This is a genomic window from Bdellovibrio sp. (assembly GCF_047637665.1).
GTDB lineage: Bacteria > Bdellovibrionota > Bdellovibrionia > Bdellovibrionales > Bdellovibrionaceae > Bdellovibrio.
The window spans coordinates 99794-121287 of record NZ_JBLJBT010000015.1 but is presented as its reverse complement, the minus strand read 5'-3'; the positions used below and the strand labels follow the sequence as shown (position 1 = coordinate 121287).

32 protein-coding genes are annotated in these 21494 nt (G+C 44.2%); all 32 read right to left on the bottom strand.

The window, feature by feature from the left end:
- Positions 1 to 41: 41 nt before the first annotated feature.
- Positions 42 to 563, bottom strand: coding sequence for a 50S ribosomal protein L17 (rplQ, locus tag ACM64D_RS03940; protein WP_415061878.1), 522 nt, complete (start codon positions 561 to 563; stop codon positions 42 to 44).
- A gap of 175 nt (positions 564 to 738) precedes the next feature.
- Positions 739 to 1770 carry a DNA-directed RNA polymerase subunit alpha gene (locus ACM64D_RS03935; RefSeq protein ID WP_415061877.1) on the bottom strand — a complete coding sequence of 344 codons (1032 nt, stop codon included), beginning with the start codon at positions 1768 to 1770 and terminating at the stop codon, positions 739 to 741.
- Positions 1771 to 1790: 20 nt separating this feature from the next.
- Positions 1791 to 2417: a 30S ribosomal protein S4 gene (rpsD, locus tag ACM64D_RS03930; protein WP_415061876.1), complete on the bottom strand. Its 627-nt coding sequence runs from the start codon at positions 2415 to 2417 to the stop codon at positions 1791 to 1793.
- A gap of 14 nt (positions 2418 to 2431) precedes the next feature.
- Positions 2432 to 2827: a 30S ribosomal protein S11 gene (gene rpsK, locus ACM64D_RS03925; protein WP_415061875.1), complete on the bottom strand. Its 396-nt coding sequence runs from the start codon at positions 2825 to 2827 to the stop codon at positions 2432 to 2434.
- Between the two features lie 17 nt (positions 2828 to 2844).
- A complete protein-coding gene (gene rpsM, locus ACM64D_RS03920) occupies positions 2845 to 3219 on the bottom strand; it encodes a 30S ribosomal protein S13 (RefSeq protein WP_374714529.1) in 375 nt (124 codons plus the stop codon).
- Positions 3220 to 3221: 2 nt separating this feature from the next.
- Positions 3222 to 3335, bottom strand: coding sequence for a 50S ribosomal protein L36 (rpmJ, locus tag ACM64D_RS03915; protein WP_080683743.1), 114 nt, complete (start codon positions 3333 to 3335; stop codon positions 3222 to 3224).
- A gap of 125 nt (positions 3336 to 3460) precedes the next feature.
- On the bottom strand, positions 3461 to 4096 hold the full coding sequence (locus tag ACM64D_RS03910; protein ID WP_415061874.1) for an adenylate kinase: 636 nt from the start codon (positions 4094 to 4096) through the stop codon (positions 3461 to 3463).
- Positions 4096 to 5424: a preprotein translocase subunit SecY gene (secY, locus tag ACM64D_RS03905; RefSeq protein WP_415061873.1), complete on the bottom strand. Its 1329-nt coding sequence runs from the start codon at positions 5422 to 5424 to the stop codon at positions 4096 to 4098. Before secY ends, ACM64D_RS03910 begins: the two co-directional genes overlap by 1 nt.
- A complete protein-coding gene (rplO, locus tag ACM64D_RS03900) occupies positions 5424 to 5861 on the bottom strand; it encodes a 50S ribosomal protein L15 (protein ID WP_415061872.1) in 438 nt (145 codons plus the stop codon). Before rplO ends, secY begins: the two co-directional genes overlap by 1 nt.
- A 3-nt stretch (positions 5862 to 5864) precedes the next feature.
- A complete protein-coding gene (rpmD, locus tag ACM64D_RS03895; RefSeq protein ID WP_063204845.1) occupies positions 5865 to 6050 on the bottom strand; it encodes a 50S ribosomal protein L30 in 186 nt (61 codons plus the stop codon).
- A gap of 21 nt (positions 6051 to 6071) precedes the next feature.
- Positions 6072 to 6527 (bottom strand): 30S ribosomal protein S5, encoded by a 456-nt coding sequence (rpsE, locus tag ACM64D_RS03890; RefSeq protein ID WP_415061871.1) that lies wholly within the window; start codon positions 6525 to 6527, stop codon positions 6072 to 6074.
- A 10-nt stretch (positions 6528 to 6537) separates the two neighbouring features.
- Positions 6538 to 6903: a 50S ribosomal protein L18 gene (gene rplR / locus ACM64D_RS03885; RefSeq protein WP_415061870.1), complete on the bottom strand. Its 366-nt coding sequence runs from the start codon at positions 6901 to 6903 to the stop codon at positions 6538 to 6540.
- Positions 6904 to 6915: 12 nt separating this feature from the next.
- Positions 6916 to 7458: a 50S ribosomal protein L6 gene (rplF, locus tag ACM64D_RS03880; protein WP_415061869.1), complete on the bottom strand. Its 543-nt coding sequence runs from the start codon at positions 7456 to 7458 to the stop codon at positions 6916 to 6918.
- 7 nt (positions 7459 to 7465) lie between these two features.
- The gene (rpsH, locus tag ACM64D_RS03875; protein WP_415061868.1) at positions 7466 to 7855 is read right to left on the bottom strand and encodes a 30S ribosomal protein S8; all 390 of its coding nucleotides are present in this window, start codon (positions 7853 to 7855) and stop codon (positions 7466 to 7468) included.
- A 10-nt stretch (positions 7856 to 7865) separates the two neighbouring features.
- Complete coding sequence (gene rpsN / locus ACM64D_RS03870; protein ID WP_415061867.1) at positions 7866 to 8171, bottom strand: 30S ribosomal protein S14; 306 nt, start codon at positions 8169 to 8171, stop codon at positions 7866 to 7868.
- Between the two features lie 12 nt (positions 8172 to 8183).
- A complete protein-coding gene (rplE, locus tag ACM64D_RS03865; protein ID WP_415061866.1) occupies positions 8184 to 8723 on the bottom strand; it encodes a 50S ribosomal protein L5 in 540 nt (179 codons plus the stop codon).
- 10 nt (positions 8724 to 8733) lie between these two features.
- Entirely contained in the window at positions 8734 to 9102 is a 369-nt protein-coding gene (gene rplN / locus ACM64D_RS03860; RefSeq protein WP_415061865.1) for a 50S ribosomal protein L14, read from the bottom strand.
- A gap of 11 nt (positions 9103 to 9113) precedes the next feature.
- On the bottom strand, positions 9114 to 9386 hold the full coding sequence (gene rpsQ, locus ACM64D_RS03855; RefSeq protein WP_415061864.1) for a 30S ribosomal protein S17: 273 nt from the start codon (positions 9384 to 9386) through the stop codon (positions 9114 to 9116).
- A 9-nt stretch (positions 9387 to 9395) separates the two neighbouring features.
- Positions 9396 to 9587, bottom strand: coding sequence for a 50S ribosomal protein L29 (rpmC, locus tag ACM64D_RS03850; RefSeq protein ID WP_088615301.1), 192 nt, complete (start codon positions 9585 to 9587; stop codon positions 9396 to 9398).
- A 4-nt stretch (positions 9588 to 9591) separates the two neighbouring features.
- The gene (gene rplP / locus ACM64D_RS03845; RefSeq protein ID WP_415061863.1) at positions 9592 to 9999 is read right to left on the bottom strand and encodes a 50S ribosomal protein L16; all 408 of its coding nucleotides are present in this window, start codon (positions 9997 to 9999) and stop codon (positions 9592 to 9594) included.
- A complete protein-coding gene (gene rpsC / locus ACM64D_RS03840) occupies positions 9986 to 10651 on the bottom strand; it encodes a 30S ribosomal protein S3 (RefSeq protein ID WP_374074743.1) in 666 nt (221 codons plus the stop codon). Before rpsC ends, rplP begins: the two co-directional genes overlap by 14 nt.
- A gap of 2 nt (positions 10652 to 10653) precedes the next feature.
- Complete coding sequence (rplV, locus tag ACM64D_RS03835; protein ID WP_063204857.1) at positions 10654 to 10986, bottom strand: 50S ribosomal protein L22; 333 nt, start codon at positions 10984 to 10986, stop codon at positions 10654 to 10656.
- Between the two features lie 12 nt (positions 10987 to 10998).
- Positions 10999 to 11289 (bottom strand): 30S ribosomal protein S19, encoded by a 291-nt coding sequence (gene rpsS, locus ACM64D_RS03830; RefSeq protein ID WP_415061862.1) that lies wholly within the window; start codon positions 11287 to 11289, stop codon positions 10999 to 11001.
- 9 nt (positions 11290 to 11298) lie between these two features.
- Entirely contained in the window at positions 11299 to 12117 is an 819-nt protein-coding gene (rplB, locus tag ACM64D_RS03825) for a 50S ribosomal protein L2 (protein ID WP_415061861.1), read from the bottom strand.
- A 2-nt stretch (positions 12118 to 12119) separates the two neighbouring features.
- Positions 12120 to 12398, bottom strand: a complete 279-nt coding sequence (rplW, locus tag ACM64D_RS03820) for a 50S ribosomal protein L23 (protein ID WP_415061860.1) — start codon at positions 12396 to 12398, stop codon at positions 12120 to 12122.
- Positions 12395 to 13027, bottom strand: a complete 633-nt coding sequence (rplD, locus tag ACM64D_RS03815; protein ID WP_415061859.1) for a 50S ribosomal protein L4 — start codon at positions 13025 to 13027, stop codon at positions 12395 to 12397. Before rplD ends, rplW begins: the two co-directional genes overlap by 4 nt.
- A 1-nt stretch (position 13028) precedes the next feature.
- A complete protein-coding gene (rplC, locus tag ACM64D_RS03810; RefSeq protein ID WP_415061858.1) occupies positions 13029 to 13697 on the bottom strand; it encodes a 50S ribosomal protein L3 in 669 nt (222 codons plus the stop codon).
- A 9-nt stretch (positions 13698 to 13706) separates the two neighbouring features.
- On the bottom strand, positions 13707 to 14024 hold the full coding sequence (gene rpsJ, locus ACM64D_RS03805) for a 30S ribosomal protein S10 (protein WP_025308875.1): 318 nt from the start codon (positions 14022 to 14024) through the stop codon (positions 13707 to 13709).
- A gap of 209 nt (positions 14025 to 14233) precedes the next feature.
- Positions 14234 to 16339 carry an elongation factor G gene (fusA, locus tag ACM64D_RS03800; protein WP_415061857.1) on the bottom strand — a complete coding sequence of 702 codons (2106 nt, stop codon included), beginning with the start codon at positions 16337 to 16339 and terminating at the stop codon, positions 14234 to 14236.
- A 9-nt stretch (positions 16340 to 16348) separates the two neighbouring features.
- Positions 16349 to 16822 carry a 30S ribosomal protein S7 gene (gene rpsG, locus ACM64D_RS03795; RefSeq protein ID WP_284608056.1) on the bottom strand — a complete coding sequence of 158 codons (474 nt, stop codon included), beginning with the start codon at positions 16820 to 16822 and terminating at the stop codon, positions 16349 to 16351.
- Between the two features lie 13 nt (positions 16823 to 16835).
- Positions 16836 to 17210, bottom strand: coding sequence for a 30S ribosomal protein S12 (gene rpsL / locus ACM64D_RS03790; RefSeq protein ID WP_415061856.1), 375 nt, complete (start codon positions 17208 to 17210; stop codon positions 16836 to 16838).
- 148 nt (positions 17211 to 17358) lie between these two features.
- Positions 17359 to 21489: a DNA-directed RNA polymerase subunit beta' gene (rpoC, locus tag ACM64D_RS03785; RefSeq protein ID WP_415061855.1), complete on the bottom strand. Its 4131-nt coding sequence runs from the start codon at positions 21487 to 21489 to the stop codon at positions 17359 to 17361.
- Positions 21490 to 21494 lie beyond the last annotated feature (5 nt).

Genomic DNA, 21494 nt, shown 5'->3' with positions numbered 1-21494 from the left:
TTCCCAGAGCCTTTTTTAAAATTCTATCTATCAGGTCAAAATTAAGCGCGAGCTGCTGCTCTTGCTTTCTTTTGAGTCTTTTTAACAGACTTTTTCTTTGCCGCTACAAGCTTTGTTGTAGCTTTTTTAACAGTCTTTTTCGCAGCTTTTGGTTCTGCTTTTGCAGCTTTCGCTTCTTCTTTAGCAGCGCCTTTAGCTTCGAAATCGTAATCTACGAATTCAAGGAAGGCCATCTCAGCTGTATCGCCAGGACGACGACCGATCTTGATGATACGAGTGTATCCACCAGGGCGTGTCTTAAAGCGAGGAGAAAGATCCTTCATGATTGTAGCTACAGCCTCTTTGTTAGGGTAGCGAGACATCAACAAACGAGTTGTTGCCAAGTCACCTTTTTTACCAAGAGTGATAGCTTTCTCAACGTGACGACGTACTTCTTTAGCACGATCAACAGTTGTAGTGATACGGCCGTGCTCGATAAGAGAAGTCACAAGACCTCTCAACAAAGCTTTTCTTGGGCCAGATTTACGATCGAAATGTTTTACTCTTCTTCTGTGTGAACTCATTTTATTCTCCGATTAAACGCGCTGACCGTATTAGGTATCAGTACGATAGTACCCCGAAGGGTCACTTTTAAGGGCTCCCTGCCCCGCAACTCCCGCAGGAGTCACTTGTTTTAGAACACCATCATTGGACGTTCTTTTGGGATGGGCATTCTACTTTCGCGGAATGCCCTATTTATTACTGTTGAGTGTCTCTCTTTTGAGGAGGTTGGCTTGGATCCCAACCTACTGGAGGCCAGCCATCGATTTTCATACCGAGGCCAAGTCCCATCTCACCCAAGATCTCTTTGATCTCGTTAAGAGACTTACGTCCAAAGTTTTTAGTCTTAAGCATTTCAGCTTCAGAACGAACAACCAACTCACCGATGTAGCGAATATTCGCATTTTTCAAGCAGTTCGCTGAACGAACAGACAACTCAAGGTCATCTACTGAACGGAAAAGGTTCTCATTCAATGAAGGAGATCCCATTTCACGAGCTTCTTCTGCAGGCTCCATTGTTTCATCAAAAGTCAGGAAGATCTGAAGTTGTTCTTTCATGATTTTAGATGAAAGAGCTACTGCTTCTTCTGGTTTCAATGAACCATCAGTCCAAACTTCCAACGTCAAAGCATCGTAGTCAGTTCTTTGACCAACACGAGCATTGGAGACATTGTAGTTTACTTTTCTGATAGGGCTGTAAAGAGCATCAACGCCGATAAATCCTACTGGAAGATCCGTTTCTCTGTTTTCTACAGGCACGTATCCGCGACCGAAAGTCACGATGATCTCAGCATTGAAATTCGCATTAGCACCCAAAGTCGCGATGTGATGATCAGGGTTCAAAACCTCAATCTTATCGGAAGTTTGGATATCTGCTGCTGTCACTTTACCAGGACCTTTTTTAGAGATCTTCAAAGTCACAGAATCAGAAGTGTATTGTTTAAAGCGAACTTCTTTAAGATTCAAGATGATGTCTGTAACATCTTCGAGAACGTCTGGGATCGTAGTGAACTCGTGCAATACACCTTCAAACTTAACCGCTGTAATTGCAGAACCCATCATTGAGCTGAGAAGAATTCTTCTCAGGGAGTTACCCAAAGTAACACCAAAACCTCTTTCGAGGGGACGGATGATGAATTTAGCGTAGTCATCACGAAGAGAATCACGATCAACCTCAAATCCCTTTGGTTTGATCATTTCTCTCCAAAATTTATAATAATGCTCTTGCATGGTTCCCCCGAGAAGTAAAATTATCTTGAGTAGTATTCAACGATCATGTTCTCTTCAACAGCTACTGTTACATCTTCACGATTTGGAAGATCTTTAACAGTTCCTGTGAACTTAGCATGATCAGCTTCAAGCCATGCTGGTACAGATCTTCTAGCTACAGATTGAACTGCCGCTTGGATCTTAACAACTTCACGACTTGCCTCAGCAACTTGAATAACGTCACCTTTGTTCACAAGGATGCTTGGAATATTCGCTCTCTTACCATTCAACAAGAAATGATTGTGTTTAACAAGCTGTCTTGCTTCGCGACGAGAGTTTGCGTAACCCAAAGAGTACACAACGTTATCAAGTCTCATCTCAAGGGACTTAAGAAGCGCAGTACCGGTCAATTCTTTTGAACGGTTGGCCTCATGTACGTATTTTACGAATTGCTTCTCAGAAACACCGTAGTATCTCTTAGTTTTTTGTTTTTCACGCAATTGAAGTGCAAATTCAGAGAACTTCAAACGAGATTGACCGTGTTGTCCTGGAGGATAAGGTCTTCTTTCGAAAGAACACTTATCTGTATAACAACGATCACCCTTCAAGAAAAGTTTCACGTTTTCGCGACGGCAAAGCTTACAAACGCTTTCGTTAATGCAGCTCACGACTATCTCCTCTATTAAATTCTTCTACGCTTAGGTGGACGGCAACCGTTATGTGGAACAGGAGTGATATCTTTCAATGTCAAGATTCTCATACCTGTTGCAGCCAATGCACGGATTGCAGGCTCACGTCCAGCGCCTGGTCCTTTCAAGTAAACGTCCACAGATTTCATGCCTGCTTCCATAGCCTTTTTTGCAGCGTCTTCTGCCGCGACTTGCGCTGCAAATGGAGTACCTTTACGGCTTCCTTTGAAACCGAGGTGTCCCGCAGAGGACCAAGACACCGTAGCTCCGTTTGGATCAGTCATCGTAACGATAACGTTTCCGAAACCAGCTTGGATATAGCAGTTCCCTTGAGGAACGTTTCTTTTAACTTTTTTCTTAGCAACAGCTTTTTTATTATCAGTGTTCATTTGCTAGCTACTCCCGATTATACGGCTTTTTTCTTGTTAGCTACCGTCTTCTTAGGTCCTTTACGAGTACGTGCATTAGAACGAGTGTTCTGACCACGAACAGGTAAGCCTTTACGATGGCGGATACCACGGAAGCAGTTTAGGTCCATAAGACGTTTGATAGACAAACCGATCTCACGACGCAAATCACCTTCCACTTTAAAGCTTTGCTCGATGATTCCGCGGATTTTCGCGATATGCTCATCTGTAAGTCCCTCAGTTCTCAATTCATGAGGAATACCTACTTGTTTGCAAATCATAGCCGCACGAGGACGACCGATGCCGTAGATGTAAGTCAAAGCGATTTCAACTCTCTTATTTCTAGGTAAGTCGACACCAAGAATACGTGCCATGATTAACCCTGCCTTTGCTTATGTTTAGGGTTTTCGCAAATTACGCGAATAACGCCTTTTCTTTTGATAACTTTACATTTGTTACAAATTTTCTTAACCGATGGTCTTACTTTCATACTGTCTTCCCATACTAAATTTCACTTCCATCAAAGAAGCGAAAATACCAGCAAAAACACGAACGCGGTCCGGCACGCTAACACCGAAAAACAACAAAGTCTAGAGATAAAAATAATACAGCAGCCTATTTTATTATTTTTTCGATCTCTTGGTAGACTTCTTCGGTGCCCCTATTACCGTCCACTTCTATGTATTTACCTGTTTTTTTATAAAACTCTTTTAAAGGGCTTGTGAACTCTTCGTAGGTTTTTAGGCGGGTTTCAATAACCTCGGCCTTGTCGTCATTACGCTGAATGACTTCACCCCCACAAACATCACATTTGCCTTCCATCTTGGTAGGCTTGCTGACGATATGATAGACAGCTCCGCAATTTTTACAGACCCGTCTTCCCGTCAATCGATCCATCAATATCTTCATCGGAACTTCCAAAAAAACCGCTTTTCCGATAGAAAGATGCATTTTTACTAACAGTTCATCCAACGCCTGGGCCTGAGCCACAGTCCTTGGAAAACCATCCAAAATCACGTCCTTAACGCCTTTTTGGAGGACCTCTTCAACCATGCCAATGACAATGCTGTCTGGCACCAGTTGACCTTTATCCATATACTCTTGAGCTTTTTTTCCAAGTTCGGTCTGCCCTTTAATGGCAGCACGAAATAAATCACCAGTGCTGATCTGAGTCATCCCTAAGCGCTTAATAAGCAGCTCGGATTGAGTTCCTTTTCCAGCCCCTGGGGCTCCAAAGAGGATCAAGTTCATTAGAACTGAACCCTTCTGCTGCGAATCTTAGCTCCCTTAAGGAAGCCCTCGTACTTTTGAGTGATCATATGAGACTGGATCTGCTGCGCAGTATCCAAAGCCACACCAACCAAGATCAACAAACTTGTCCCACCAAAGTGGAACGGAACATTCAACTGAGTTGTCAAAATGCCAGGCAATACGCAAATGGCACTGAGGTAGATACATCCTAGAACGTTTACGCGCTCAAGAACTCTTTGGATATAATCCGCAGTGCTCTTACCGGCACGGACACCAGGAACGAAACCACCATACTTTTTAAGGTTGTCAGCAACCTCGTTAGGATTAAATACGATTTCGGTATAAAAGAAGGCAAAGAACACAATCAAAGCAACGAACAGAATATTAAAGATCGTGCCTGAAGGGTTCAAAGAATCTTGCAAAGCCTTCAACCAAGGAACATTGACGAATTGCGCCATTGTCGCTGGGAACATTAATAATGAGCTCGCAAAAATTGGAGGAATAACTCCAGAGAAATTAATTTTAATAGGAAGATGACTAGTTGGAGTTTGCATAGACTGCATTCCTCCGCCACCTTGACGTTGCGAATACTGAACAGTGATACGACGCTGAGCCACTTCCATATAGATAACAGCCGCAATGATCGCCACCATGAACAGAACCAACAACAAAACGATCGCAAAACGCATTTCACCAGACTTCATCAGCTCCCAAAGTTGTTGTGCGCCATGGGGAATCGCCGCTGCAATACCAGTGAAGATGATCAAAGAAGAACCGTTTCCGATACCTCTTTCTGTAATTTGCTCACCCAACCACATGATAAAGCAAGTACCTGCAGTCAATGTGATAATAGTCATGATTTGGAAAGGCAAGAACGCTACTGTCGGAGCAGTAACAAGTGCTCGGCCGTCCGGACTTGTTGAATTCATCAACCAACTGCTGATTCCGTAACCTTGGATAATCGCCAGAGCCACAGTCGCATAACGAGTATATTGGTTGATCTTACGACGTCCCTGCTCACCCTCTTTCTTCAAAGATTCCAAATATGGAATCGCCGAAGTCAAAAGCTGAAAAATGATCGAAGCAGAGATGTAGGGCATGATTCCCAATGCGAAAACGCTAAATTGAGAGAGAGCACCGCCCGTAAAGGTATTAAACAAACCGAAAATACCTTGGCTTTGCGCTTGAAAAAATGAGAGCACCGCAGTTCCATCAACTCCAGGAGTCGGAACATGGACGCCGATTCTGTAAATAGCCAATAAGGCTAAAGTGAATAGAATACGCTTACGAAGATCGGAATTCTTTGCGATGCTCTCAATTGCAGACACTACTTAATTACCTCGACTTTGCCGCCAGCAGCCTCAATAGCTTTCTTAGCGCTTTCTGAAAATTTATGAGCTTTTACAGTCAAAGCTGCCTTAAGCTCACCATTTCCCAAAATCTTAACAGCGCCTTTAGACACAAGTCCAGCAGCGTGTAGAGTTTCAGGAGTTACTTCTCCAGAAAATTTAGCAAGTTGTCCGATATTGACAATCTCAAATTTGTTAGCAAACGCGACGTTGCTAAAACCAAATTTAGGAAGACGACGATGTAGAGGTGTTTGACCACCCTCGAAGCCTCTGCGAACTTTACCGCCAGTACGAGCCAATTGACCCTTATGACCTTTTGTCGCAGTGCCGCCCATACCAGAACCGATACCACGACCGATTCTTTTTGGGCTGTGCTTAGATCCCGCTTTGGGAGCAAGTGTTTTAAGCAAGCTCATGGATTACCCCTTAACCACAACATCAACAAGATGTTGTACTTTCATAATATTTCCGCGGGCTGCAGGAGAGTCTTTCACTTCAGAAGTGCTATGACGTTTTTTTAGCCCAAGGCATTTAACTGCATCTTTTTGGTCCTGTGTGCAGCCGATCAAAGATCTTTTTAAAGTAAGAACGAATGTTTTAGCCATTTTTGCCACCAGTCCGACTAATTAAAGCTGTTTCAACTGCTTTAAGCCGTCGATTGTTGCTCTTACCGCGTTATGAGGATTACGAGTCCCTACGCACTTTGTAAGAATGTCTTTTACGCCAACAGACTCAAGAACTGCACGCACCGCGCCACCCGCGATCACGCCAGTACCAGGAGCTGCAGGTCTCATAATAACCTTTGCCGCACCGAACTTGCCAATCACTTCGTGAGGGATTGTACGTCCATCTTTCAAAGCTACAGATTTAGCAGATTTCTTTGCAGATCTGCTAGCTTTACCGATAGCTTCAGGAACTTCGCCTGCTTTACCAGAGCCAAAACCAACATCGCCAGCTTTGTTACCAACAACTACTAGAGCTGCGAAAGAGAAGCGACGACCACCCTTAACAACTTTCGTTACACGGTTGATCGCAACTACACGCTCTTCTAATTCAGCTGCTTGAGCTTGAACTTTCTCCACACATCACTCCTTAGAAATTGAGGCCGCCCTCACGAGCGCCTTCAGCTAGAGATTTAACACGTCCGTGATAGAGATAACCATTTCTATCGAAAACCACGTCTTTGATATTTTGAGAAGCCGCTGCTTTAGCTGCTTCCATACCAACAAGTTTCGCCATTTCGATACCAGACTTATCATCTTTACCAAGAGAAGAAACAGCTACCAAAGTGTGGCCATTTACGTCGTTGATAATTTGCGCGTACATATGCTTACCGCTTCTGAATACGCAAAGACGAGGTCTCTCCGCAGTCCCATTTACGGTCTTGCGGATTCTGATTTTCTTTTTGAGGCGATTTACTTTTCTATCGCTTGTATGCTTATTAAATTTCAATTTCATATCTTACCTCAATTATTTACCAGCCGACTTACCAGCTTTACGTCTGATATGCTCACCAGTGTAACGAACACCTTTACCAAGATACGGCTCAGGAGGACGGAAAGAGCGAATTTTCGCTGCAACCTGCCCAACAAGCTCTCTGCTTGCGCCAGTGATCGACAAACTTGTTTGCTTATCAACTTTGATTTCGATTCCTTCAGGTATGTCGAAAACCACAGGGTGTGAGAAACCCAAAGAGAGTTCCAACTTCTTACCGGATACGTTTGCACGATAACCGACACCTTGAAGTTCAAGGCCCTTAGTAAAACCTTTAGTTACGCCAGTTACGGCATTTTGAATAAGCGCTCTGTAAAGACCGTGCAATGCGCGGCTTTCTTTAGAGTCATCTTTACGAGTCAATACAACTTTGCCACCCTCTACTTTTGCAGAGACCGCAGGCTGCATGCCGATTTTCAATGAGCTCTTTGCACCTTTAACGACAACTTCGTTAGCAGGTGTTACGCTTACTTGTACTGTGTTATCAAAAACAACGGGTGCTTTTCCAATACGAGACATGATTCACCTACCAAAGTGTCGCAAGCAATTCACCACCGAGCTTTTGCTCAGTAGCTTGCTTACCGCTCATGATTCCTTTGCTTGTGCTAAGAATGGACATACCCATTCCAGAACGAACTGTCGGAATCTTGTCAGATTTAACATAAACTCTGCGACCAGGTCTGCTCACGCGGTCGATAGAGTTGATCACATGGTTTCCAGCTTCGTCGTATTTCAAGTAAACACGCATAATGCCTTGTTTGCTGTCTTTTGCGACTTTGAAGCTTCTGATCAAACCTTCGTTAACGAGGATTTGAGCAATACCCGCTCTCACTTTAGAAGCAGGAAGATCCACTTTTTCGTGTCTTGCTGCTCCCGCATTTCTAATCATTGTAAGGAACTGAGAAATAGTATCCATATTGATCCTCTTACCAGCTAGCTTTCGTTACGCCAGGCAATTTACCATCAAGAGCAAGTTGTCTGAACGCAATACGAGACAATCCAAACTTTCTGTAGTTACCACGAGGGCGACCAGAAATTTCACAACGTGTGATAACACGGTTTGGAGAGGTATCGCGAGGAAGAGCTTGAAGCTTCTTGCGAGCTGTAGCTCTTTCTTCGTCAGAAAGCTTCATATCAACAGTCTTCTCTCTAAGCTCTTTTCTATATTGAGCATAGCGCTTAGAAAGCTCTTTTCTTTTATTATTCTTTTCGATGCTTGCTTTACGAGCCAAGTTACACCCCTCTTACTTTCTGAAGGGCATGCCAAGTGCTTCAAGAAGCGCTCTGCCCTCAGCGTCGTTTTTAGCAGTTGTACAAATTGTGATGTTCATACCACGAACTTTATCTACTTTATCGTAGTTAATTTCCGGGAACACGATTTGCTCTTTTAAGCCCATGTTGTAGTTACCACGGCCATCGAAACCTTTACTTGGCAAGCCACGGAAGTCTCTTACGCGAGGTAGTGCCAAAGTGTTCAAACGGTCCATGAAAGACCACATTCTGTCTCTTCTCAAAGTTACGCGGACACCCAATGGGATCCCAGCACGCAATTTGAAGTTAGAGATGGCTTTTTTTGCTTTCGTGATAACAGCTTTTTGACCAGTGATTGATGTGATTTCATCAACTACTGTATTCAAAATTTTTGGATTTTGAACAGCTTCACTCAAGCACACGCTCAAAGTAATTTTCTCTAAGCGAGGAACTTGCATCACGTTTTTTGCTCCCAATTGCTTCAGAAGAGCGGGAGCGATCTCTTTTTTATATTTTGTATGTAAGCGATTCACATCACACCTCTTAGAGAACTTCCGGAGCCAAAGAAACGATCTTAACGAACGCCTTAGCTCTCAATTCTCTGGCTACGGGTCCAAAGATACGTGTACCGATGGGCTCTTTAGAAGCGTTGATCAAAACTGCAGAGTTGTCGTCGAAACGGATATAAGATCCATCTGGACGGCGAAGCTTTTGCACAGTTCTAACAACTACTGCCTTAGCAACATCACCTTTTTTAACTTTAGCGTTTGGCAAAGCTTCTTTGATAGACACAACGATAATGTCGCCGATAGAGGCAACACGACGTTTAGAACCACCAAGAACCTTTACGCACATAACTTCTTTTGCGCCAGAGTTGTCAGCTACATTTAGTCTAGTTTGCATTTGAATCATGACAACCCTCCCTACGCCTTAGCCGTTTCAACGATTTCAGCCAAAGTCCAACGCTTAGATTTGCTAAGAGGACGTGTTTCACGGATCTTAACGATATCGCCAGTTTTAGCCTGGTTCTTTTCGTCGTGAGCCTTGAATACAGATGTCTTCTTAACATACTTACCGTATTTTGGATGTTTCACCATGCGGTAGATGAGGACAGAGATAGTTTTATCCATCTTGTCACTGATAACTTCACCTACGACTTCAATTTTACGTCCTCTAGTATTAGTTTCAGTACTCATTTCCTACCTCTATCTCGCCACTTTTTTAACAATCGCTGTATTGATTTTAGCGATGCTGCGACGAAGATCACGAATTTCAATTGGGTTCGAAAGTTGACCAATTGAATTCTTGATACGTGCTTGGAACAACTCTTCGGAAAGAGCTGCTCTTTTTTTCTTCAATTCAGTTACAGAAAGATCTTTAATCTCAACGAACTTCATACAACTACTCCCTCACCAAGAAACGAGTTTTGAAAGGAAGCTTGTGAGCTGCACGTTCGAAAGCTTCTTTAGCTTGCTCACGAGTCACACCGTTCATTTCGAAAAGAACTTTTCCAGGAAGAATACGGGAAACCCATAATTCAGGGTTACCTTTACCACTACCCATACGAGTTTCAGCAGGCTTTTTAGTAACAGGAATATTTGGGAACACACGGCACCAAATCTTACCACCACGCTTAACACTTCTAGAGATAGCAATACGACCAGCTTCCAATTGACGTGCAGTTAAGCGACCTTCTTCGATCGCTTGAAGACCGTAGTCACCGAAATCTAGGTGACAACCTCTTACTGCAAAGCCAGTTGCGCGGCCTACAAATTGTTTACGCCATTTTACTCTTTTAGGACTTAACACGACCTGCCTCCTCAACTTCGCGAGCAGATAAGATATCGCCTTTATAGATCCATACTTTCAATCCGATGATACCGTATGCTGTCAAAGCTTCTGCTGTACCGTAGTCGATATCAGCACGCAATGTATGAAGAGGAACGCTCTTCTCATTGTACCACTCTGAACGAGCAATTTCGGCTCCATCAAGACGTCCAGAAACACGGATCTTGATACCTCTCACGCCGCCTTTGATCGCAGCTGCAATTGATTTTTTAAGTGCTCTTCTCCAAGAGATACGTTTCTCAAGTTGTTGAGCAATGCTCTCAGCAACGAGCTGAGCATCGAGGTCTGGTTTGCGCACTTCTTGGATGCTCAAGAAAACTTCGTTGGGTGTAAGTTTTTGAACTTCCGCTTTTAGTGAATCAATACCAGTACCTTTTTTACCAATAACGACACCGGGACGAGCTGTAGAGATGATGATTTTAATCTTCTTTGCAGCACGTTCCATTTCAATTTTCGCAACACCCGCGTGCTTGAGCTTGTCTTTCAAGTACTTTCTCAAACGGATGTCTTCGTGGAGATTGTCAAAATATTGTTGACCCTTCGCATACCAGCGAGAATCCCAAGTTCTGATAACACCAACTCTTAAACCAATTGGATTAACCTTTTGTCCCACGACTATTTCTCCTCGAGTACGACGTTAATGTGGCTGGTCTTCTTACGAACACCGAACGCACGACCTTGAGCGCGAGGACGGAATCTCTTAAGAACGGGGCCTTGATCAACCCAGATAGCTTTAACATAAAGATTATCTACGTCCATAACCTTTTTGTATTCAGCGTTAGCTACCGCAGATTCGATTAGTTTTTTCACCATTCCAGCAGTCTTCTTGTTCAAGAAAGTAAGAGTTTTAACTGCCTCGTTCACGTCTTTGCCGCGAACAAGATCAACAACCAATCTTGCTTTCTGAGCGCCTACTCTTGCATATTTCAAGCTTGCTTTAACTTCCATAATCAACCTCTATTACTTCTTAGCAGCAGCAGGAGCAGCTGCCTTCTTCTCGGCGTGACCGTGGAAAGTTCTTGTTGGAGCAAACTCACCGAGTTTGTGACCAATCATGTTCTCTGTAATGTACACAGGAACGAACTTTCTTCCGTTATGAACCGCAAAAGTCAGTCCAATAGCCTCTGGAAGAATTGTTGAGCGGCGAGACCAAGTTTTAATAACTTTTTTATCATTTTTTTCGATCGCAGTGTCGATCTTCTTTTGAAGATGAGTATCGACGAATGGACCTTTTTTAATCGAGCGTGCCACCTTTTACTCCTACTTACGTCTCTTGATGATTGAAGAGTTGGTTCTCTTGTTATGTCTAGTTTTGTAACCCTTACAAGGCTGACCCCAAGGAGTTACTGGGTGATGACCCTTACCAACACCCTCACCACCACCGAGAGGATGGTCAACTGGATTCATATGCATACCACGAACTGAAGGACGGATACCTCTCCAGCGAGAACGACCTGCTTTACCAAGATTAATGTTCTCATTATCCGTGTTACCAACTTGACCGATTGAAGCCTTGCACACAGACAAGATTTGCTTCAATTCACCAGAAGGCATACGCACTTGACAGTACTGCTCACCTTTACCAGCCAAAGTCGCGGAAGCACCAGCTCCACGGCATACTTGACCACCCTTACCAGGGCGCATTTCGATATTGTGAATCACAGTACCTACAGGGATTGCCGCCAAAGAAAGGCAGTTACCTGGCTTGATGTCCGCTTTATCAGAAGACATCACTGTATCACCAACATTCAAACCTACAGGAGCGATGATATAAGCCTTGGCTCCATCGATGTAGGAAAGTAGAGCGATACGGCAGGTTCTGTTTGGATCGTATTCGATCGCCACAACTTTTGCTGCAACATCAACTTTAGTTCTTTTGAAATCAATCAAACGGTATTTTCTCTTGTGACCGCCACCTTGGTGACGAATCGTGATTTGACCGTGATTGTTACGAGCTGCTTGCTTCTTAAGAGGAGCTAGCAAAGACTTCTCTGGAGATGTCTTTGTGATTTCTTTGAAATCGAAACCAGTCATTCCTCTACGACCATGAGAGCGTGGGGCAAAACTTTTGATACCCATCTTTATACTCCCTCAAAAAGAGCGATCTTCTCACCTTCAACAAGCTTAACGTAAGCCTTTTTCCAGTAAGGGATCTTGGTTAATCCGAATTTAGTGTACTTTGAGTGACCGCGACAAACGCTAGTTCTAACGCTGTCCACTTTCACTTTAAAGTTTTTCTCTACCGCAGCTTTGATATCTGTCTTAGTAGACTTCAAGTCTACTTCGAACACATATACGCCAGCAGCATTGTGATATGTATTTTTCTCAGTAATGAGAGGAGCTTTAATTACTTGTTTCATCGCGCCTTCTCCAATGAACAACGGTCTACGATTTTTGCTACAGAATCTTTAGTGATAACAGCAGCGTCATACTTCAATAGATCGAATACATTCAAACCTTCCACTGGGAAGTACTTGAAAGATTGCAAATTCTTAGAAGCACGGCTGAACTTATCGTTCACTGAAGAATCTACCAATACAGCTTTAGTCAAACCGAAAGCCTTCAAACGCTTGTTAAGCTCAGCGGTCTTACCTTCAGACTGCATGCTGTCCACGATGAACAACTTGCCTTCTTTTTGAAGGTGAGAAAGCGCCATGCTCAAACCTAAACGGCGAACTTTTTTAGGAAGAACGAAAGCGTAGCTGCGAGGTTGTGGACCAAACATAGTACCACCACCAGGCATCAAAGGAGAACGTGAAGAACCTTGACGAGCTCCACCAGTTCCTTTTTGTTTAAATGGCTTCTTACCGCCACCAGACACAAGACCTTTGGTCTTAGTCATGTGCGTACCTTGACGACGAGCAGCCAATTGCCACTGCACAACAGTGTGAAGAACTTCCTTTTTCACAGGAGTCTCAAACACGTCAGCAGCCAATTCAACTGATCCGACTTTTTCTTTTTTCCAGTTTAATACATTTACTGTTGCCATACTATTCTCTCACCAACTTAACCAAAGTGTTTCTGGCACCAGGAACTGGCCCCTTAACCATGAGAACGTTTTCATCAGCTAGAACTTGAACGATCTCTACGTTACGGACTGTAACTGTCTCAGCACCCAAGTGACCGGGGAATTTTTTACCAGGCATTACACGACCAGGCCATGTTCTGTTACCAGAAGAACCAGGACGACGGTGGAATTTAGAACCGTGAGAAGCAGGGCCTCCCGCGAAGTTCCAACGTTTTACTGAGCCCGCAAAACCTTTACCTTTTGACTTAGAAGTGATCTTTACAACATCACCTTTAGCCAAAGAGTCGATAGATACTTGCGCACCAACAGAAACGCCCGCAGGAATAGCTTGGCGAAGTTCTTTTACAAACTGAGCGCCATTCTCAAAGCCAGCCTTATTAAGGTGACCTTTTTCTGCTTTGTTAGAGTTTTTAGCTTTTTTGGGTTTGCAAGCAACTTGGATTGCTTCATAACCATCTGCCTCGTTAGTCTTGATTTGAGAAACAAACCAAGGCTCATAACGAAGAACAGTCACAGGGATGGCCTCACCCTGCTCATTATAAATAGTAGCCATACCTTCTTTGAAGGCGAACAGGCCATTCAGCTTAAGGCCTTGTTCTGATGTATTTGTAGTTTGTGTAGTTTCGCTCACTTGTTACTCCTAGATCGCTGAAAGCTTAATTTCAACATCAACACCAGCAGAGAGGTCGAGTTTCATGAGCTGATCGACAGTCTGTTGAGTGGGTTCTAAAATATCGAGCATACGCTTGTGAGTTCTCACTTCGAACTGCTCACGAGATTTTTTATCAACGTGAGGAGAGCGCAATACCGTGTAACGGTTGATGCGAGTTGGCAAGGGAATAGGACCCGCAACTTTTGCGCCTGTACGACGAGCAGTCTCAACGATTTCTTTCGTCGACTGATCAAGCAGTTTATGATCGAATGCCTTCAATCTGATTCTAATCTTTTGACTTTGCATATGGACACTCTTCTTCTTTTTTTAAAGTATCGTAATTACTAGCAAATTTGTTAACGTTCAACGCCCTAATCCCATCGAAAACTGACTCCGAAATAGCCCTTGCGGCTGCGATTTCGCTCTACGCGGAGAGTTTTTTGTAGATATAGACGCTATGAGTGCGCGAGTATGCGCACACTTAAACACTTTGTCAAAGGGAAATTATTAATTTTTTAATATCTTCCCATTTTATGGAGAATCTCAGTCTTTACCTTAGGAGGAACGACTGCATACTCCAAAAATTCCATACTAAAACTAGCTCGCCCTTGACTCAGACTGCGCACATTTGTGGCATATCCAAAAAGGTTTGCTAAAGGGGCCTCTGCCGAGATCACCTGACCGCCACCGACTTTAGCGTTCATTGTGAGAATCTTTCCACGGCGGGCATTTAAATCCCCCACCACATTCCCAACGAACTCATCAGGGCAAGTCACCTCAAGCTTAAACATAGGCTCCAGAAGCTCTACAGAGGCATTTTTAACGGCATCCCTGAAAGCCAATGAAGTAGCCGCTTTAAATGCCATTTCATTGGAGGACTCAGGACGCACTTCAACGGAATTTAAAGTCCCCTTAATACCAATCATCGAATAGCTCGCCAGAGGTCCAACCTCGGCTGCCTCTTTAAAACCACTTTCCACAGCTTTAAGGAAAGGGGCTGTAAATTCTTTAGACACTGCCACCTTAGAGTGGAACTGAATTCCATCATGCTGAGAAATAGGTTCAATCGTTAAAGACACCTTCGCAAAATTGGCTTCTCCAGCCACTTCGCGCTCATAGACGTACTCAGCCGTCGCCACCGCCGAAATACTTTCGCGATAAGAGACCTGGGGTTTACCCACGTTCGCTTGAATTTTGTGCTCTCGCAAAAGGCGATCGACCAGAATTTCTAAGTGCAGCTCCCCCATGCCAGACAAAAGAATCTGCCCTGTCTCAGGGTCTGTTCTTAAGCGGCAGGAAGGATCTTCTTTTTCAAGCTTCGCCAAACCTTGGAGCATTTTCTCCTGATCCGCCGAAGATTTGGCCTCGATAGCCACGGAAATAACCGGCTCCGGGAACGTAATCGACTCCAAAACAACAGGGTGGGAACTCTCACAAAGAGTATCCCCTGTTCCGGTAAATTTAAGACCGATCACCGCTCCGATATCCCCCGCTTTAAGACTTGTGATCTCTTCGCGGGAATTGGCGTGCATTTTTACTAATTTCTGAATTCGTTCTTTTTTCTCAGTGCGAGGATTTAGAAGCTGGTCGCCCACCTTCACCTCACCAGAATAGACTCGAATATATGTCAAAGTTCCAGCAAACGGATCGTTGGCAATCTTAAAGGCCAATGCCGCCGCATGAGCATCAAAGTCCGTCTTACAAACAATTTCTTTTTCAGGCTTAGCCGGATCGTGACCCACGATATCTGGAACTTCAATAGGGGATGGAAGGTAATCAATCACACCGTCCAACAAGGGCTGAACACCCTTATTTTTAAAGGCAGCACCACAGAAAACTGGGAACGCCTTCAGCTCAAGAGTGCCCTTACGAAGAGCTCGCTTTAGCTCAGCAACGGAGATGTCCTCCCCGTTTAGATATTTTTCAAGAAGTTCATCTTCGAACTCAACAATCTTCTCAATGACCTCAGTACGGAAGCGATTTACTTCTTCCTTCATGTCATTAGGAACATCAGTAACTTCGAAATGGTCACCCATTCCTGATTGATCCCACTGGTAGGCCTTATTCTCGATTAAATCAACAACACCGCGGAAGGTGTCTTCCATACCAATTGGAACTTGAACTGGGATTGGGTTCGCATTGAGCTTGTCTTTGATTGTCCCGTAGGACATCACAAAATCAGCACCCACACGATCCATCTTATTTACAAAACAGATTCTTGGAACTTTATATTTGTCAGCTTGTTTCCAAACAGTTTCAGACTGAGGCTCAACCCCATTCACGCCATCAAAAACAGCGATAGCACCATCAAGAACACGCAAAGAGCGCTCCACCTCAATAGTGAAGTCTACGTGCCCTGGAGTATCGATGATGTTGATTCTGTGATCTTTCCAGAACGCCATGGTCGCAGCAGATGTGATAGTAATACCACGCTCTTGCTCTTGAACCATCCAGTCCATGGTGGCATCACCATCATGGACTTCGCCGATTTTATGACTTTTACCTGTATAGTAAAGAATGCGTTCGGTGGTGGTCGTCTTACCGGCATCGATGTGAGCCATGATGCCGATATTACGAGTGAACTTGAGATCAGCTACAACTTTAGGATCTTTAGCTGACATGTATCTAGATTACCAATTGTAGTGAGAGAAAGCCTTATTCGCTTCAGCCATTCTGTGAACATCGTCTTTCTTCTTAATAGAGTTGCCTCTATTATTGTAAGCATCGATGAATTCACCAGCCAAACGCTTCGCCATATCTTTTTCACCACGCTCACGTGAGTACTCAACCAACCAACGCATAGCCAAAGCCAAACGACGAGAAGGACGAACATCAACGGGAACTTGGTAAGTAGCTCCGCCCACGCGGCGAGAACGAACTTCGATAGAAGGCTTTACGTTCTCAAGAGCTTTTTTGAAGATAGACATAGGCTCTTCACCTTGAATTTTACCTTCTAGCTCTTTCAATGCTCCGTAGAAAAGCTTCTGTGCAGTTGCTTTTTTACCTTGGATCATCATTTTATTTACGAATTTAGCAATTACTAGATCCTTAAAAACGGGATCTGGAATAATTTCTCTCTTAAAGGTCTTTTTACGACGAGACATTTGTCACTACCCCTTATTTCTTAGGTCTCTTAGTACCATATTTAGAACGACTACGTAGACGTCCATTCACACCCTGAAGATCCAATACACCACGTACGATATGGTAACGAACACCCGGCAAGTCCTTCACACGACCACCGCGGATCAAGACCACGCTATGCTCTTGAAGGTTATGACCGATACCAGGGATGTAAGAGATAACTTCGAAACCGTTGGAAAGACGAACCTTAGCTACTTTACGAAGAGCTGAGTTCGGCTTCTTTGGAGTCGTCGTATAAACACGAGTACAAACACCACGGCGCTGAGGGCAAGATGCCAAAGCTGGTGATTTTGTTTGGTTCTTTTGAACTTTACGCTCACTTTTGATGAGCTGGTTAATTGTAGGCACTTTAAAACCCCTTAAACAATTTATTCGAATCCAGGACGCTGGAACTTACATTGCCAAAAGCGCTCTGGTCAAGACTTTGTTATTAAATTTCTATTTCAAAAAGAGGCGTGAGTTCCTCTTTTTGAGTTTTTTACACTTTTTCTAATCCCTAGCCCTGGTGAGGCTGAGTTGAAGCCGACATTCCGGGCAATGCCACGAAACTTGTATCGTCGTCTTCAGCAACAGACACCTTCCAACGCTTGTAGGATGTCAAACCAGTTCCCGCAGGAATCAAGCGACCCATAATAATATTCTCTTTCAGACCACGAAGATGATCTGTACGAGAATTGATCGCAGCTTCCGTAAGGACTTTGGTTGTCTCTTGGAATGACGCAGCTGAAATCCAGCTGTCAGTACTCAAAGAAACTTTCGTAATACCCAAGAGAAGCGGGCTGCATGTAGCAGGCTGGCCGCCCTCACGGTTGATACGAGAATTCTCTTCATCGAAAGCATATCTTTCAGCTTGTTCGCCAGACAAGAAGCGGCTGTCTCCAGCGTCCTTGATCTCTACTTTACGTAGCATTTGACGAACAATCACTTCGATGTGCTTGTCGTTGATACCAACCCCTTGAAGTCTGTAAACTTCTTGGATTTCATTCACAAGGTATGCAGACAAGGCCTTCGCACCTAGAACCGCCAGAATGTCATGAGGATTTGTTGGACCATCCATCAAAGCCTCACCGGCTCTTACGTACTCACCTTCTCTTACTGCAACGTGCTTACCTTTAGGGATGAGATATTCTTTTTGCTCACCCACTTCAGGAGTAACAATCACACGCTGCTTACCTTTTACGTCCTTACCGAATGTCACATAACCATCGATCTCAGAGATGATAGCTGCTTCTTTCGGCTTACGAGCTTCAAACAATTCAGCGACGCGAGGAAGACCCCCTGTGATATCCTTCGTTTTCGAAGCTTCACGGTGCATCTTCGCAATTACGTCACCGGCATGAACCTCCTGCTGGTCAGAAGCCAGAAGCTGTGCACCCACTGGGATCAAGTATCGTGCAGGGATGTCACGGCCAGGAAGATTCAATGTCTTACCATTGCCATCAACAAGGAATACTGTTGGCTTAATGTCAGAAGACTTAGATTCCATGATAACTTTAGTCGCAAAACCAGTTACCGCGTCGACTTGCTCCTGCATTGTCGAACCTTCTTCGATATCATGATATTGGATCTTCGCAGAAACTTCGGCGATGATCGGATTCGAATATGGATCCCACTCAGCAACAGTTTGACCTTTAGTGACTTTGTCACCTTCTTTGAAATTCAAAACAGCCCCGTAAACGAGTTTGAAATTTTCTCTTTCACGTCCTGTTTCATCAATAACAAGGGCAGAACCGTTACGATTCATCACAGTCAACTTACCATTACGGTTTGTCACTGCATGAACGTTTAATAACTTAATAACACCATCATGACGAGTTGTATGAACTGATTGTTCAACTGCACGAGACGCCGCACCACCCAAGTGGAACGTTCTCATTGTCAACTGAGTACCCGGTTCACCGATAGATTGAGCTGCGATAATACCCACAGTTTCACCGAGGTTCACAGTCGCACCACGAGACAAGTCACGTCCGTAACACTTCACACAGACGCCGCGCTTAGATTCACATGTCAAAGCTGAACGGATTTCGACTTTATCGATTCCAAGCTCTTCCACTCTCTTAACGTCAGATTCTGTGATCTCATGACCCGCCTTAAGGATCACGGTGTTCGTCATTGGATCTACAACTTCTTTAAGAGTTGTTCTTCCCAAGATACGATCGCCGATATTTTGGATGATCTCACCAGCTTCATAAACTGGAGTGATTTCCAAACCGTCTGTCGTACCGCAATCAATTTCAGACACAACAACGTCTTGAGCCACGTCAACCAAACGACGAGTCAAGTAACCAGAGTTCGCTGTTTTCAATGCAGTATCGGCCAAACCTTTACGCGCACCGTGCGTAGAAATGAAGTACTGGATAACTGTCAAACCTTCACGGAAGTTCGCAGTGATCGGAGTTTCGATGATCTCACCAGAAGGTTTCGCCATCAAACCACGCATACCACCCAACTGACGGATCTGAGCTGCGGAACCCCGGGCTCCGGAGTCAGCCATGATATAGATAGGATTGAATGAAGGTCCTACGAATTCTTTTCCATCAACTACGAATGTTTGCTTTTCGATCGCATTCATACCTTCTTTTGCGATCTTGTCACCCGTCTGAGCCCAGATATCCACTACTTTATTGTAGCGCTCACCATCTGTGATCAAACCTTCATCGTACTGCTGTTGAATTTCAGTTACTTGTTTCTCTGCATCAGCGATCATCGTCGCTTTTGCTGCTGGGATCACCATGTCATCGATACCGATAGACATACCTGCCGCAGTTGAATATTTGAAACCAAGTTCCATGATTTTATCAGCCAAGATACAAGTCGCTTTGGCACCGGCAAGACGGAAAGTCTTATCGATCAAAGCCGCGATTTGTTTCTTATTCATTGTTACGTTCACTTCGTTGAACGGAACTTCTTTAGGAACGATGTCAGACAAGATAGAACGACCTACGGACGTCTCTTGAACCTTGCCGTTCAAACGAACTTTACAAGCCGCTTGAAGGTCTACAAGGCCCGTCTCATAAGCGTATTGCGCTTCTTGAACACTTGAGAATGCCTTGCCAGTTCCTTTGGCTCCAGGACGAATACGAGTCAACCAGTACAAGCCCAAAACGATATCTTGTGATGGGTTGATGATCGGCTTACCGTTCGCTGGAGAAAGGATGTTGTTCGTAGACATCATCAATACACGAGCTTCAACTTGAGATTCCACAGAAAGTGGAACGTGAACCGCCATTTGGTCACCGTCGAAGTCGGCATTGAACGCCGTACACACTAGAGGATGCAATTGGATTGCTTTACCTTCGTGAAGTACCGGCTCAAACGCCTGAATACCAAGTCTGTGAAGAGTTGGCGCACGGTTAAGAAGAACGGGGTGTTCTTTAACTACGTCAGCCAAGATATCCCAAACCTCTACAGTTTCTTGATCAACCAAACGTTTCGCTTGCTTAATCGTTGTCGCCAAACCTTTTTCTTCAAGTTTGTTGTAAACGAACGGCTTGAAAAGCTCCAAAGCCATCTTTTTAGGAAGACCGCACTGGTGAAGTTTCAAAGTAGGTCCTACCACGATCACAGAACGACCAGAGTAGTCCACACGTTTACCCAAAAGGTTTTGACGGAAACGACCTTGCTTACCTTTCAACATATCAGAAAGAGAGCGAAGAGGACGTTTGTTTGGACCGGTGAAGGTCTTACCACGACGACCATTATCCAACAACGCATCAACCGCTTCTTGCAACATACGCTTTTCGTTGCGGATGATGATATCTGGAGCGTTCAGCTCCTGAAGACGCTTCAAACGGTTGTTACGGTTGATAACACGACGGTAAAGATCGTTCAGATCTGACGTCGCAAAACGTCCACCATCAAGTGGTACCAATGGACGAAGATCAGGAGGCAACACAGGAAGTGCTTCCAACATCATCCACTCAGGCTTGTTGATAGAACCTTTGAAGGCTTCAACAACACGAAGACGCTTTGTTAATTTTTTGATTTGCGCTTCTGATTTCGTCTCTTTTACTTCCATGCGAAGTTTGCGAGACAAATACTCAGGGTCAATTTTACGCAAAAGTTCGCGAACCGCTTCACCGCCCATACCGGCTTTGAAACTTGGGCCAAACTCGTTCAGAGCGGCTTGGTAAGCTTCTTCAGTCAAAATTTGACCTTCTTCCAATGTTGTATCCATTGGATCGATTACAACGTGCGCTTCACAGTATAGAACCTTCTCAACGTCTTTCAAAGAAAGGTTGAGCAAGTTACCAATACGAGAAGGCAAAGAGCGCAAGAACCAAATGTGCGCTACAGGCGTTGCCAATTCGATGTGACCAAGACGCTCACGGCGAACCTTGGTCTGTGTCACTTCAACGCCGCACTTTTCACAGACGACGCCACGGTACTTCATACGTTTATACTTACCGCACAAGCACTCGTAATCCTTAATAGGACCGAAGATTTTCGCACAGAACAAACCATCACGCTCTGGCTTGAATGTACGATAGTTGATAGTTTCAGGCTTCTTAACTTCACCAAATGACCAGTCACGAATCATTTCTGGTGACGCCAACGATACTCGTACGGCGTCAAACGAAAGTGGATCTTTTGGTTTATCGAAAAAATTCAACAAGTCTCTCAAGGAAC

What these genes read in the sequence shown, in the direction of transcription:
- rpsM (WP_374714529.1), bottom strand. Translation starts at nt 3,219, where the DNA reads ATGGCACGTATTCTTGGTGTCGACTTACCTAGAAATAAGAGAGTTGAA.
- rpmD (WP_063204845.1), bottom strand. Translation starts at nt 6,050, where the DNA reads ATGGCTAAAACATTCGTTCTTACTTTAAAAAGATCTTTGATCGGCTGC.
- rpsG (WP_284608056.1), bottom strand. Translation starts at nt 16,822, where the DNA reads ATGTCTCGTCGTAAAAAGACCTTTAAGAGAGAAATTATTCCAGATCCC.
- rplN (WP_415061865.1), bottom strand. Translation starts at nt 9,102, where the DNA reads ATGATTCAAATGCAAACTAGACTAAATGTAGCTGACAACTCTGGCGCA.
- rplB (WP_415061861.1), bottom strand. Translation starts at nt 12,117, where the DNA reads ATGGGTATCAAAAGTTTTGCCCCACGCTCTCATGGTCGTAGAGGAATG.
- fusA (WP_415061857.1), bottom strand. Translation starts at nt 16,339, where the DNA reads ATGTCAGCTAAAGATCCTAAAGTTGTAGCTGATCTCAAGTTCACTCGT.
- ACM64D_RS03910 (WP_415061874.1), bottom strand. Translation starts at nt 4,096, where the DNA reads ATGAACTTGATCCTCTTTGGAGCCCCAGGGGCTGGAAAAGGAACTCAA.
- rpsK (WP_415061875.1), bottom strand. Translation starts at nt 2,827, where the DNA reads ATGAACACTGATAATAAAAAAGCTGTTGCTAAGAAAAAAGTTAAAAGA.
- rpsH (WP_415061868.1), bottom strand. Translation starts at nt 7,855, where the DNA reads ATGGATACTATTTCTCAGTTCCTTACAATGATTAGAAATGCGGGAGCA.
- rplD (WP_415061859.1), bottom strand. Translation starts at nt 13,027, where the DNA reads ATGGCAACAGTAAATGTATTAAACTGGAAAAAAGAAAAAGTCGGATCA.
- rplF (WP_415061869.1), bottom strand. Translation starts at nt 7,458, where the DNA reads ATGTCTCGTATTGGAAAAGCACCCGTTGTTTTTGATAACACAGTACAA.
- rplV (WP_063204857.1), bottom strand. Translation starts at nt 10,986, where the DNA reads ATGGAAGTTAAAGCAAGCTTGAAATATGCAAGAGTAGGCGCTCAGAAA.
- rpsQ (WP_415061864.1), bottom strand. Translation starts at nt 9,386, where the DNA reads ATGAGTACTGAAACTAATACTAGAGGACGTAAAATTGAAGTCGTAGGT.
- rplR (WP_415061870.1), bottom strand. Translation starts at nt 6,903, where the DNA reads ATGAAATTGAAATTTAATAAGCATACAAGCGATAGAAAAGTAAATCGC.
- ACM64D_RS03935 (WP_415061877.1), bottom strand. Translation starts at nt 1,770, where the DNA reads ATGCAAGAGCATTATTATAAATTTTGGAGAGAAATGATCAAACCAAAG.
- rplO (WP_415061872.1), bottom strand. Translation starts at nt 5,861, where the DNA reads ATGAGCTTGCTTAAAACACTTGCTCCCAAAGCGGGATCTAAGCACAGC.
- rpmC (WP_088615301.1), bottom strand. Translation starts at nt 9,587, where the DNA reads ATGAAGTTCGTTGAGATTAAAGATCTTTCTGTAACTGAATTGAAGAAA.
- rpmJ (WP_080683743.1), bottom strand. Translation starts at nt 3,335, where the DNA reads ATGAAAGTAAGACCATCGGTTAAGAAAATTTGTAACAAATGTAAAGTT.
- rpsJ (WP_025308875.1), bottom strand. Translation starts at nt 14,024, where the DNA reads ATGCAAAGTCAAAAGATTAGAATCAGATTGAAGGCATTCGATCATAAA.
- rplQ (WP_415061878.1), bottom strand. Translation starts at nt 563, where the DNA reads ATGAGTTCACACAGAAGAAGAGTAAAACATTTCGATCGTAAATCTGGC.
- rplW (WP_415061860.1), bottom strand. Translation starts at nt 12,398, where the DNA reads ATGAAACAAGTAATTAAAGCTCCTCTCATTACTGAGAAAAATACATAT.